This is a genomic window from Yonghaparkia sp. Root332 (assembly GCF_001425665.1).
In the GTDB taxonomy this organism is placed as follows: domain Bacteria; phylum Actinomycetota; class Actinomycetes; order Actinomycetales; family Microbacteriaceae; genus Microcella.
The window spans coordinates 944,257-956,442 of record NZ_LMCX01000001.1; the positions used below are offsets into that span (position 1 = coordinate 944,257).

Below are 12,186 nucleotides of genomic sequence, written 5' to 3' on the forward strand. Positions count from 1 at the left end.
GCCCTAGGACGGTGACGGCACCCGCTCAATCTACAAGGAGCCCCCATGGCTGTGGCACCCCTCGGCACGCGGGCAGCGCCGACCTCCGCGACCGCGGGACCGCCCGCGAACCTGCCCGGCGACCGGGAGCGAGACCGCGACCGCGACCGCATCGCTCGCCGCGATCGCCGCGGCCGCCGCGTCGTCGCCCTGACCCCGGCGATGCTGCTCATTCCGGCGACGGCGGTGCTGCTCGTCATCATCGGCTGGCCGCTCGTGCAGCTGCTCGTCATCTCGTTCCAGGAGTTCGGCCGCGCCCAGGTCTTCGGCGCTCCCGCTCCGTTCGTCGGCTTCGACAACTACGCCGACGTGCTCGGCGACGCGACCTTCTGGGAGGTCCTCGGCCGCAGCATCCTCTTCGCCGCCGCCAACGTCATCCTCGCCATGGGTCTCGGCACGCTCGTCGCGCTGCTCATGACGCGCCTCGCTCGCGCGCTGCGCCTGCTCGTCTCGGTCGGCCTCCTGCTCGCGTGGGCGATGCCGGCCCTCACGGCCGTCGTCGTCTGGGGCTGGATGTTCGACACCCAGTTCGGCGTCATCAACTACCTGCTCAGCCAGCTGCCGGGCGTCGACATGATCGGCCACTCGTGGCTCATCGATCCGCTGAGCTTCTTCGGCGTCGCGACGGTCATCATCACGTGGCAGTCGGTGCCCTTCGTCGCCTTCACGATCTACGCGGGCCTCACGCAGGTGCCGACCGAGGTGCTCGAGGCCGCGCAGCTCGACGGCGCGAACGGGTTCGCGCGCTTCCGCTTCATCGTCTTCCCGTACCTGAAGTCGATCTTCCTCGTCGTGACGATCCTGCAGGTCATCTGGGACATGCGGGTGTTCACGCAGATCTACGCCCTGCAGGGCATCGGCGGCATTCGCGAGCAGACGTCGACGATCGGCGTGTACATCTACCAGGTCTCGGTCGGCTCGGGCGACTTCGCCGCGGGCGGCGCGATCGCCGTCATCCTCGTCGTCATCATGATGGCGATCTCGGCGTACTACGTGCGCGCCTCGATCAAGGAGGAGCAGCTGTGACCCCCGCCCTCGTGCGCCGCCGCGTCTCGACCGTGGTTCTCAGCGCGATCGCGATCGTCGTGTTCGTCGCGAGCGTCTTCCCGGTCTACTGGATGCTCAACTCGTCGTTCCTGCCGAACAACGCCATTCGCGGCCCGGTGCCGCACTTCTGGCCCGACGAGTTCACGCTGCGCAACTACGAGACCGTGCTCGGCGACGGGGGCCGCGCGCCCTTCCTCCCCGCGCTCATGACCTCGCTCACGGTGACGCTCATCACGGTCGCCGCGGCGCTGCTGCTCGCGTTCCTCGCCGCGCTCGCCGTGACGCGGTTCCGATTCACGGGCCGCCGGTCGTTCATCATCGCGATCCTGCTGATCCAGATGATCCCGGGCGAGGCGATGATCGTCTCGACCTTCCGCGTGCTCGACGGCTGGCAGCTGCTCAACACGATCGCGGGACTCACGATCGTCTACGTCGCGACGGTGCTGCCCTTCACGATCTGGACCCTGCGCGGCTTCGTCGGCGGCGTGCCGATCGAGCTGGAGGAGGCGGCGATGATCGACGGCTGCACGCGCATGCAGGCCTTCCGCCGCGTGACCTTCCCGCTGCTCGCTCCGGGTCTCGTCGCGACGGGCGTCTTCGCCTTCATCCAGGCGTGGAACGAGTTCCTGCTCGCCCTCGTCATCATGCAGCGCCCCGACATGATGACGCTGCCGGTGTGGCTGCGCACCTTCCAGCAGGCGACGCAGACGACCAACTGGGCCGCGATCATGGCGGGCTCGACGCTCATGGCCATCCCCGTCATCATCTTCTTCCTCATCGTGCAGGGGCGCATGACGAGCGGGCTCGTCGCCGGGGCGGTGAAGGGATGACCGCCGCGAGCGTGCTGCTGCCCGGGTTCGACGGCCCGATCCTTCCCGAGTGGCTCGACCGACGGCTGCGCGCGGGGCTCGCGGGCGTGTGCCTGTTCGGGGCGAACATCGTCTCGCGCGAGCAGGTCGCCGAGCTCGTCGCGGCGATCCGCGCCGCCAACCCGCGCGCGATCATCGCGATCGACGAGGAGGGCGGCGACGTCACCCGACTGCACTACGATGTCGGCTCGCCCTACCCCGGCAACGCGGTGCTCGGGCGACTCGACGACGAGGCGCTCACCGAGCACGTCGCGCGCGCGGTCGGGTGGGAGCTGCGACGCTTCGGCATCGACCTCGACCTCGCCCCCGATGCCGACATCAACTCGAACCCCGACAATCCCGTCATCGGCACGCGCTCCTTCGGCGCCGACGCCGGGCTCGTCGCGCGCCACACGGCCGCGTGGGTGCGGGGCCTGCAGTCGACGGGCGTCGCGGCGAGCGTCAAGCACTTCCCGGGCCACGGCGACACGGCGCAGGATTCGCACCTTGCACTGCCCGTCGTGAGCGCCCACCTCGAGACCCTGCACCGGCGCGAGCTCGCGCCCTTCGTCGCCGCGGTCGAGGCGGGCGTCCGAACCGTCATGTCCTCGCACATCCTGCTGCCGGCGCTCGACGCCGAGCGGCCCGCGACGCTCTCGCCGCGCGTGCTCACGGGCCTGCTGCGGGACGAGCTCGGCTTCGACGGCGTCATCGTCTCCGACGCGCTCGACATGGCCGGCGCGAGCGCGGGTCGAGGCATCCCCGCCGCGGCCGCGCTCGCTCTCGCGGCGGGCTGCGACCTGCTGTGCCTCGGCACGAACGGCACCGAGCAGCAGCTCGACGACATCGAGGCGGCGGTCGAGGCGGCTCGTGCGAGCGCAGAGCTCGACCCCGCGCGGCTCGCCGACGCGGCGCGCCGGGTGGCGGCGCTCGCCGAGGAATCCGCCGCGCTCGCGGCCGCGCGACCCGTCGCGACGGAGGGCACCGGTGCGGGTGCGTCCGTCGTCGAGGGCGGGATGCTGCGCTCGGCGATCGAGGCGAGGCCGGGCATCCGCATCGCCCAGGATCGTGAGCTCATCGTGCTCGCCACGACCGTCAACATCGCCGTCGGCACCGCGCCGTGGGGGCCAGCCGCTGCGGGCGCGACCGTGCGCGTCGTGCACGAGGGCGAGTCGATCTCGCCGCGCACCGGAGCGCAGCCGGTGCTCATCGGGCAGGGCAACCATCGCCACGACTGGGTGGGGGCCGCGATCGCGACCGTGCGCTCCGAGCATCCGGATGCGGTCGTCGTCGAGATGGGCTGGCCGTCGTCGGATCGTGCGCACGCCGACATCGTGACGTGGGGCGCCTCGCGCGCCATGGGGGAGGCGCTGCTCGCGTGGCTCCAGGAGCAGGAGGAGCGCTCGTGAGGATCGGCATCGACATCGGCGGCACGAAGACCCACGCAGTCGCGCTCGACACCGAGGGGCGTGTGATCGCGCAGTGGCGGGGCGCGACCGGGCAGGGGGATGCGGCCGTCGTCGCCGCCGCACTCGCCGCGGCCGAGGCGATCGCCGATCGGCTCGGCGCGCCGCTCGCGGCGTTCCGCTCGGTCGGGGTCGGCATTCCCGGCACCGTCGACGGCGCCACCGGGCACGTCGCGCACGCCGTCAACCTCGCGGTCGAGTCGCTCGCCCTCGGCGAGTTGCTCGCGGCGCGCCTCGGTCGCCCCGTCGCGGTCGAGAACGACGTCACGGCGGCCGCGCTCGGGGCCCATCACCTGCTCGGGCCGGCGGTCGGAGCGCGGTCGATGGCGTACCTCAACCTCGGCACCGGACTCGCCGCGGGACTCGTGCTCGACGGCGCCCTCTGGCGCGGGTCGCGCGGGGCCGCGGGCGAGATCGGGCACATTCCGATCGACCCCGCCGGCGAGCCGTGCCCGTGCGGGCAGCGGGGCTGCCTCGAGACGATGGCCTCAGGGTCGGCGATCGCGCGGCTGTGGCCCGAGGGCGACGGGGCTCCCGCGAGCGCGCTGCTCGCCGCCGCCGATGCCGGCGACGCGCGGGCGTCGGCGGTGGCCGAGCAGCTCGTGGCCAACATCGCCGCGGCGGTGCGCATCCTCGCCCTCACGGTCGACGTCGACGCGGTCGTCATCGGTGGCGGCGTGAGCGCGAGCGGCGCCCGGCTGCTCGACCGGCTGCGGTCGCAGCTCGATGCCGACGCCGCCCGCTCGCCGTTCCTCGCCTCGCTCGCGCTCTCGAGCCGCGTGCTGCTCTCGCCGCCCGGGGCACCCGTCGCGGCCGTCGGCGCGGCGCTCGTGGGTGAGCGCGCGCTGCCCGTCGTCGCTCGCGCGCCGCAGCCTGCAGCAGTGCCCGCGTCGTGACCGAGGTCATCGTCGTCGGCTCGCCCCGCGAGGCCGGCGAGCTCGTCGCGGGCGCCATTCTGCGCCTCGTCTCCGATCGGCCCGACGCCGTACTCGGCCTCGCGACCGGGTCGACGCCGCTGCCTGTCTACGAAGCGCTGCGCCCCCACGCTCGAGCTCTCGCGCGCGTGCGGGGATTCGCACTCGACGAATACGTGGGGCTGCCGGCCGGTCATACGGAGTCGTACCGGGCCGTCATCGACCGCGAGGTCGTCGGGCCGCTCGGGCTCGACCCCGCGCGCGTCCGTGTTCCCGGCGACGACATCGCGGCCGAGAGCGCGCGTCTCGGCGGTGGCCCGGCTGCCGACGAGCTCGCCCTCGCTACCGCGGGCGACCGGTACGAGCAAGCCTTGGCGGCAGCGGGCGGCGTCGATCTGCAGCTGCTCGGCATCGGTGCGACGGGCCACATCGGCTTCAACGAGCCCGGGTCGTCGTTCGCCTCGCTCACGCGCGTCAAGACGCTCACCGAGCGCACTCGCCGCGACAACGCACGGTTCTTCGCCTCGCCCGACGAGGTGCCGCAGCACTGCATCACGCAGGGTCTCGGCACGATCCTGCGCGCACGGCACCTCGTGCTGCTCGCCTTCGGGGCGGCGAAGTCGGATGCCGTGGCCGGCGCCGTCGAGGGAGCGGTCACCTCGTCTCTGCCCGCGTCGGCCATCCAGCTGCACCCGCACGCCACCGTGGTGGTCGACGCGGCCGCCGCCTCGCGCCTGCGATTCCTCGACTACTACCGGCAGGCGTGGGCCCACAAGCCGGCCTGGCAGCAGATCTAGAGCGCGACCGGCTCGCCGGCGGCCCACACGCGCTCGACCCGCAGGTCGGCGTCGAGGACCACGAGATCGGCGGCGAAGCCCGCGGCGAGCATCCCCCACTCGCCCTGCCGGCCGAGCGCGCGCGCGGGCGTCGCGGTCAGGGCCTCGATCGCCGCCGACTCGTCGATGCCCGCGGCGAGGGCCGTGCGCAGGGCGACGTCCTGGGTGAGCGTCGAGCCGGCGATCGTCGAGGTGCCGTTGAGCACCGCGATGCCGTCCTTGACCGTGACGTTGAGGCTGCCGAGCCGGTAGAAGCCGTCGGCGCTGCCGGCTGCGGCCATCGCGTCGGTCACGAGCGCGACGCGATGCGGCGCCGAGCGGAAGGCGATTCGCGCCACGGAGGGGTGCACGTGCACGCCGTCGAGGATGAGCTCGAGCACGACGCGCTCGTCGTCGAAGGCGGCCGCGACGGGGCCGGGGGCCCGATGGTGGATGCCCGGCATCGCGTTGAACGCGTGCGTCAGCATCGTCGCCCCCGCGTCGAACGCCGCGCGCGTCACGTCCTCGTCGGCGTCGGTGTGGCCCACCGCGGCGACGACGCCCGCGCCGGCGAGTCGCCGGATCGCGTCGAGCGCCCCGGGCAGCTCGGGCGCGATCGTGACCTGCACGAGCGCGCCGGCGGCGGCCGAGAGGAGGATCTCGACGACGTCCTCGTCCGGGGCGAGGAGGTGCTCGGCGGCGTGGGCGCCGCGGCGAGTGGGCGCGAGGAACGGGCCCTCGAGGTGGGCGCCGACGATCGTCGGGTCGTCGGCGGCGACGCGCGCGATGAGCCGCAGGCTCTCGACGAGCGACTCCACGGGGTTCGCGACGAGCGAGATCACCGAGCGGGTCGTGCCGTGCGCCCGGTGGACGCAGATCGCCGCGGCGATGCTCTCGGCGCCGTCGTCGAAGCCGCCGCCGCCGCCGCCATGGCCGTGGAGGTCGATGAACCCGGGGGTCAGGGTGCGGCCGGGGAGGTCGAGGCTCGCGTCGGCGGCGGGAGGAGCATCCGCCCCGCCCCCCACGGCGGCGATGCGGTCGCCGTCCAGCAGCACCCAGCCGGGTCGGCGGCCGCTCGCGTCGAGCAGCTCGGCCCCCTGCAGCAGCGTCCTCGGCACGCGGGCTCCTCCTACTTGAAGATGATGGTGCGGCGGCCGTCGAGCAGCACGCGGTCCTCCGCGAACCAGGTGACGGCCTGGCTGAGGGTGCGGCTCTCCTCGTCCTGCCCGATCGCGACGAGCTCGGCGGGGCTGCGCGAGTGGTCGACCCGCACGACGTTCTGCTCGATGATCGGGCCCTCGTCGAGGTCGCTCGTGACGAAGTGCGCCGTCGCCCCGATGAGCTTCACTCCGCGCGCGTGCGCCTGCTTGTATGGGTTCGCGCCCTTGAAACCGGGCAGGAAGGAGTGGTGGATGTTGATGATGCGGCCGGCGAAGCGCGCGCACAGCTCGGGGGAGAGGATCTGCATGTACCGCGCGAGCACGACGAGCTCGATGTCGTGCTGCTCGACGACCTCGAGGATGCGCGCCTCGAACGCCGCCTTCTCCTCCGGTGTCGTGACGGGCCGCGACTCGAACGGCACGCCGTAGAAGCTCGCGAGCTCGCCGAGCTCGGGGTGGTTGCCCATGACGAGCGGGATCTCGGCGGGCAGCTGACCGGCCCGCTGGCGGAAGAGCAGGTCATTGAGGCAGTGCGCGGCCTTCGACACGAGCACGAGCGTGCGCAGCGGTCGGCCGACGCGGTCGATGCGGCAGTCCATCCCGTACCGCTCGACGACGGGGGCGAGGGCGGCGGAGAGCCGATCGTGGTCGGCAAGGGTCTGGGTCTGCAGTCGCAGGAAGAAGCGCCCCGACTCCAGGCTCGAGAACTGCTGCAGCTCGGTGATGTTGCCCTCGGCCTCGACGATCGCGCCCGTGACGGCGTGCACGATGCCGGGCCGGTCGTCGCAGACGAGGGTGACGATCCAGTGGTGGGGGGTGTCGGTCACGGCCCCCAGCCTATGGGCCGAGCGCGGAGGCGTTAGCGTAGAGGCGGATGCTCTGCCGGGCATCCCCGGATGCGTCGGCCCGCCACGCCGACCGCGAAAGCCCCACCAGCCGCATGACCTCCCCCCAGCCGGGCGCCGAGCGCCCCTTCCCGTGGATCGGCCTGCTGACGCTCGCCGCCGCGATCTTCGTGCTCGTCACGAGCGAGTTCCTCCCCACCGGGCTCCTGCCCGACATGGCTGCCGACCTGCGCGTGAGCCCCTCCCAGGTGGGGCTGCTCGTCACGATCTTCGCCGCGACCGTCGCCCTGTCGACCGCTCCTCTCGCCGCACTCACGCACCGCTACTCGCGCAAGTGGCTGCTCATCGGAGTGCTCGGGGTCTTCGCGCTCGCGAATCTGCTGGCCGCGATCGCACCGAGCTACGAGCTGCTGATCGGCGCTCGAGTGCTCGGCGGTCTCGCGCACGGCCTGTTCTGGGCGATCGCGGGCGCCTACGCCGGCCACCTGGTGCCCCGCCACCAGATCGCGCGGGCGGTCGCCGTCACGAGCGCCGGCGGCACGACCGCGTTCGTGCTCGGCGTGCCGGTCGGCACCGCGATCGGTCAGGCGCTCGGCTGGCGCGCGGCGTTCGGCATCATCGCCGCGTCCGTCGTGCTGCTCGCCCTGCTCGTGCTGCGCTTCCTGCCGCCCGTCGATCACCGCGTGACGCTCGCGACGGGCGAGATCCCCGTCCCGGCCCGCCGCGACCCGACCTTCCCTGGCGTGCTGCTGGTGTGCCTGCTCGTGGTGATCATCGTCATGGGGCACAACGTCTTCTACACCTACATCGCGCCGTTCATCATCGACGAGGCGGGCTTCCCGCGCGACTCGGTGAGCGTCATGCTCTTCCTCTACGGCGGCGCGGGCGCGATCGGCCTCGTCCTCGCGGGCGTCGTGGGCAGCCGGTTCCCGCGCGCGGGCCTGTACGGGATGCTCGCGGGCGTCGCGCTGTCGGTGGCCGTCCTCGCCGCCGCGCCGGGCATCCCCGTCATCGTCGTCGTCGCGATCGTGGTCTGGGGCGTCGCGTTCGGCGGCATCCCTGCCCTCCTCCAGACGCGGCTGCTGCACGTCGCCTCGCCGCGCGTGCGCGACCTCGGCGCTGCGCTGCTGACCACGTCGTTCAACATCGCGATCGGCGGCGGCGCGCTCATCGGGGGGCTCCTGCTCGACGGCGCGGGTCTGCTCGTGCTGCCCGTGGTCGAGGCCTCGGTCATCGTGCTCGCGATCCTCGTGCTCGTGATCGCCGATGCGCGATCGCGGCGCGAGCCGGGCGCCGCGCCCGCGGGGGACCAGTCCGACGCCCCCCGCGAGCTCGAGTTCGGCTCGCCGCTCACCGGGCCGATCCCGACCGCAGACCGCGACGCCTGAGCGCGGGGGCGCCGCCCCTCGGTCCCGCCCGGGCGCGATCAGCCGAGCGATGGCGCCCCGCGGCGTCGGCGCAGGAGGGTGTCGGCGACGCAGGCGACGACGAGCACCCCCGTCGACAGGCACGACAGGACCCACGGCTCCAGCGCGCCCGAGAACGGCACGAACGCCGCGCAGGCCCCGGCCGCGGCGAGGACGATGCCGACGCCGGGGGCTCCGACGATGCGCCGGTACAGCGCGATGCCGAGCGCGAAGAGCGCGGGCCCGCCGAGGACGAGCGCGATGGCGAGCGGGCTCGACGTCCGCGGCTCGGCGATGATCGTCTTGTCGGCGGCGCCGATCATCACGACCCCGGCGATGACGGGGATGTGCGCGTAGGCGTACGCGGCCCGCGCGATGGCGCCCGCGCGCGGATCGTGCTCCATCCGCTCCTCGCCCCGCTTCTCGCCGTGGTCGAAGTAGAGCCACCAGAGCGCGGCGGCCGCGACGAACGCGCTCGCCAGGGCGGCGTTCCGCTCGCCGCCGCTCGGGTTGCCGACGAAGGCGAAGCCGCTCACGAGGAACCCTTCGCCGATCGCGATGATGACGAACAGCGCGGCGCGCTCGGCGAAGTGGTGCGCCGAGAGATCCCACCCCTCCAGCCGGCCCCGCCCGAGGCCCGGCAGCGCGTAGGAGATCGCAGGCCCCGTGAGGTCGATGAGCGCGGCGAGGGTCCAGGCGGCGAGGAGAGCGCCCGCGCCCGCCTGCGCGCCGACGACGGCCCCGCCGATCCAGAGGACGCCGCTCGCAGCGAACCACAGCAGCATGCGAGCGAAGTCGGTCGCGATGCTGCCGTCGTGCCGCACGGCCGCGACGACCATGAACGCCGTCCGGGCCAGCTGCAGACCCACGTAGGCGATCGCGAAGGCGAGCGCGCGGTCGCCGAGCGATTCCACGATTGCCGTGGAGAGCACGAGGCCCGCGCCCGCGAGCGCGATGATCGCCAGCCGAACGGGGAGCCGGGCGGGGTCGAGCCAGTTCGTGACCCAGGTGGTGTGCATCCACAGCCACCAGACCGCGACGAGGACGAGCACGGCGTGGAGGGCGTGGAGCCCCGTGGCGACCGTCGCGACGACGGCGCCGACCTGGGTGAGCGCGAGCACGAACACGAGATCGAAGAACAGCTCGACGAAGCCCACGCGCTCGCCGCGCTCCCGATCGGCGCGGCGGAGCAGGTCGGTTCGGATTCCCCATCCGGGCGGCGACGGCATGGGCGCATCCTCGCAGATCGCGACGTAGACTGGGGGCAGTCGCGACTGGCGTTGAGATGGTGAACCATCAGGGAGCGACCGACACGGTGAGCTGCCGTCCGCCTGGGCCGCTCGTCCGGCCGACCTGCGAGGGCCGCTGGCCTCCGCCCCGTACCGAGGAGCATCCCGTGTCCGCACTTCCCAGCTCGTTCAACGAGCCCCTCTCCGTCGTCGACCCCGAGATCGCCGCCGTGCTCGAGCAGGAGCTCGGCCGCCAGCGCGACACCCTCGAGATGATCGCGAGCGAGAACTTCGTCTCGCGCGCCATCCTCGAGGCGCAGGGCTCGGTGCTCACCAACAAGTACGCCGAGGGCTACCCCGGCAAGCGCTACTATGGCGGCTGCGAGTTCGTCGACATCGCCGAGAACCTCGCGATCGAGCGCGCCAAGAAGCTCTTCGGGGCCGAGTTCGCCAACGTGCAGCCCCACTCGGGCGCCTCGGCGAGCGCGGCCGTGCTGCACGCCCTCGCGCAGCCCGGCGACACGATCCTCGGCCTCGAGCTCGCCCACGGCGGCCACCTGACCCACGGCATGAAGCTCAACTTCTCGGGCAAGGTCTACAACGCCACGAGCTACGGCGTCGACCCCGAGACGATGCTCGTCGACATGGACGTCGTGCGCGCGAAGGCCCTCGAGGTCAAGCCGACCGTCATCATCGCCGGCTGGTCGGCGTACTCGCGGCAGCTCGACTTCGCGGCCTTCCGCGCCATCGCCGACGAGGTCGGCGCGAAGCTCTGGGTCGACATGGCGCACTTCGCCGGCCTGGTCGCCGCGGGCCTGCACCCCTCGCCGCTGCCCCACGCGCACGTCGTCAGCTCGACCGTGCACAAGACCCTCGCCGGTCCGCGCTCAGGTCTCCTCCTGAGCAACGACGAGTCGCTGTTCAAGAAGCTCAACTCGGCCGTCTTCCCCGGTCAGCAGGGCGGCCCGCTCATGCACGTGATCGCCGCGAAGGCCGTCGCGTTCAAGCTCGCGGCCCTGCCGGAGTTCGTGGAGCGCCAGGAGCGCACGATCGCGGGCGCGCGCATCCTCGCCGATCGCCTCACGCAGGACGACGCGATCGCCGCCGGCGTCAACGTGCTCACCGGCGGCACCGACGTTCACCTCGCCCTCGTCGACCTGCGCACCTCGCCGATCAATGGCCAGGAGGCGGAGGACCTCCTCCACGAGGTCGGCATCACCGTCAACCGCAACGGCGTGCCCTTCGACCCGCGCCCGCCGATGGTGACGAGCGGCGTGCGCATCGGCACCCCGGCGCTCGCGACGCGCGGCTTCGGGGAGGCGGAGTTCACCGAGGTGGCCGACATCATCGCGCGCACTCTCATGCCGAGCCCCGACATCACCGCCCTGCGCGGTCGCGTCGACGCGCTCACCGCCGCGTTCCCCCTCTACCCGGGGCTGTGAGCGTGACGGATCCCCGGCCCGCCGGCGCATCCGCTCAGCTCCTCGACGGCACCGCGACCGCTCGCGCCATCAAGGCCGAGCTCACGACGCGGGTGTCGTCGCTGCGTGAGCGCGGCATCGTGCCGGGCCTCGCGACCGTGCTCGTCGGCGACGACCCGGGCTCGCGCTGGTACGTCGGCGGCAAGCACCGCGACTGCGCCGAGGTGGGCATTGCATCGATCCGCCGCGACCTGCCCGCGTCGACGACGCAGGAGGAGCTCGAGGCGGTCATCGACGAGCTCAACGCCGACCCGGCCGTCACGGGCTTCATCGTGCAGCTGCCGCTGCCGAAGCACCTCGACACCGACGCGATCCTCGAGCGCGTCGCCCCGGAGAAGGACGCCGACGGCCTGCACCCGACGAACCTCGGGCGCCTCATGCTGCGCGTCGACCGCGCGATCGACACTCCGCTGCCGTGCACGCCGCGCGGCGTCATCGAGCTCGTCGAGCGGCACGGGCTGTCGTGGGCGGGCAAGGATGTCGTGGTCGTCGGTCGCGGCGTCACCGTCGGTCGCGCGATCGGCAGCCTGCTGACGCGACGCGAGTACAACGCGACGGTCACCCTCACGCACACCGGCACGACCGACCTCGCCTCGCACCTGCGTCGCGCCGACGTGATCGTGGCCGCCGCGGGCGTGCCGGGCATCGTGTCGGCCGCCGACGTCAAGCCGGGCGCGATCGTGCTCGACGTGGGCGTCTCGCGCATCACCGACGCCGACACGGGCGAGTCGCGCATCGCGGGCGACGTCGCCGACGACGTGCGCTCGGTCGCGGCCTGGGTGTCACCGAACCCCGGCGGGGTCGGGCCGATGACGCGCGCGCTGCTGCTCGCGAACGTCGTCGAGACGGCGGAGCGCGCGGCGGGTCTGTAGCTCGTCGGCGGGGCCGCTCGTGCGCGACCCCGCCGACGAGGCTCACCACGCACTTGACCGTCGG

11 protein-coding genes and 1 riboswitch are annotated in these 12,186 nt (G+C 73.0%); of the genes, 8 read left to right on the forward strand and 3 right to left on the reverse strand.

Annotation, left to right across the window (positions count from 1 at the left end; genetic code table 11):
• The first annotated feature begins 45 nt into the window (after positions 1-45).
• Genes ASC54_RS04530 through ASC54_RS04550 form a run of 5 tightly spaced genes read left to right on the forward strand, consistent with a single transcriptional unit; the run spans position 46 to position 5,111 of the window.
• Positions 46-1,065 carry a carbohydrate ABC transporter permease gene (locus ASC54_RS04530; protein WP_082514844.1) on the forward strand — a complete coding sequence of 340 codons (1,020 nt, stop codon included), beginning with the start codon at positions 46-48 and terminating at the stop codon, positions 1,063-1,065.
• Positions 1,062-1,916 carry a carbohydrate ABC transporter permease gene (locus ASC54_RS04535; protein ID WP_235451380.1) on the forward strand — a complete coding sequence of 285 codons (855 nt, stop codon included), beginning with the start codon at positions 1,062-1,064 and terminating at the stop codon, positions 1,914-1,916. Before ASC54_RS04530 ends, ASC54_RS04535 begins: the two co-directional genes overlap by 4 nt.
• On the forward strand, positions 1,913-3,343 hold the full coding sequence (gene nagZ, locus ASC54_RS04540; protein ID WP_055896940.1) for a beta-N-acetylhexosaminidase: 1,431 nt from the start codon (positions 1,913-1,915) through the stop codon (positions 3,341-3,343). Before ASC54_RS04535 ends, nagZ begins: the two co-directional genes overlap by 4 nt.
• Positions 3,340-4,296, forward strand: coding sequence for an ROK family protein (locus ASC54_RS04545; protein ID WP_055896943.1), 957 nt, complete (start codon positions 3,340-3,342; stop codon positions 4,294-4,296). The genes nagZ and ASC54_RS04545 overlap by 4 nt, the downstream gene beginning before the upstream one ends.
• Positions 4,293-5,111: a glucosamine-6-phosphate deaminase gene (locus ASC54_RS04550; RefSeq protein ID WP_055896946.1), complete on the forward strand. Its 819-nt coding sequence runs from the start codon at positions 4,293-4,295 to the stop codon at positions 5,109-5,111. The genes ASC54_RS04545 and ASC54_RS04550 overlap by 4 nt, the downstream gene beginning before the upstream one ends.
• Here the strand turns inward: ASC54_RS04550 and nagA are convergent.
• Positions 5,108-6,247: an N-acetylglucosamine-6-phosphate deacetylase gene (gene nagA / locus ASC54_RS04555; RefSeq protein ID WP_055896949.1), complete on the reverse strand. Its 1,140-nt coding sequence runs from the start codon at positions 6,245-6,247 to the stop codon at positions 5,108-5,110. The two genes, ASC54_RS04550 and nagA, sit on opposite strands and share 4 nt — an antisense overlap.
• 11 nt (positions 6,248-6,258) lie before the next feature.
• On the reverse strand, positions 6,259-7,179 hold the full coding sequence (purU, locus tag ASC54_RS04560) for a formyltetrahydrofolate deformylase (RefSeq protein ID WP_082514845.1): 921 nt from the start codon (positions 7,177-7,179) through the stop codon (positions 6,259-6,261).
• A 50-nt stretch (positions 7,180-7,229) separates the two neighbouring features.
• On the opposite strand from purU, the gene ASC54_RS04565 reads away from it, so the two are divergent.
• Positions 7,230-8,522 carry an MFS transporter gene (locus ASC54_RS04565; protein ID WP_156376726.1) on the forward strand — a complete coding sequence of 431 codons (1,293 nt, stop codon included), beginning with the start codon at positions 7,230-7,232 and terminating at the stop codon, positions 8,520-8,522.
• 38 nt (positions 8,523-8,560) lie between these two features.
• On the opposite strand, the gene ASC54_RS04570 is transcribed toward ASC54_RS04565, so the two are convergent.
• Positions 8,561-9,769, reverse strand: coding sequence for a low temperature requirement protein A (locus tag ASC54_RS04570; protein ID WP_055857028.1), 1,209 nt, complete (start codon positions 9,767-9,769; stop codon positions 8,561-8,563).
• A gap of 31 nt (positions 9,770-9,800) precedes the next feature.
• A riboswitch (ZMP/ZTP riboswitch) is annotated at positions 9,801-9,884 on the forward strand.
• 52 nt (positions 9,885-9,936) lie between these two features.
• On the opposite strand from ASC54_RS04570, the gene glyA reads away from it, so the two are divergent.
• Positions 9,937-11,211: a serine hydroxymethyltransferase gene (gene glyA, locus ASC54_RS04575; protein ID WP_055896954.1), complete on the forward strand. Its 1,275-nt coding sequence runs from the start codon at positions 9,937-9,939 to the stop codon at positions 11,209-11,211.
• A 2-nt stretch (positions 11,212-11,213) separates the two neighbouring features.
• The gene (locus tag ASC54_RS04580; RefSeq protein WP_055897991.1) at positions 11,214-12,122 is read left to right on the forward strand and encodes a bifunctional methylenetetrahydrofolate dehydrogenase/methenyltetrahydrofolate cyclohydrolase; all 909 of its coding nucleotides are present in this window, start codon (positions 11,214-11,216) and stop codon (positions 12,120-12,122) included.
• Positions 12,123-12,186: the final 64 nt, after the last annotated feature.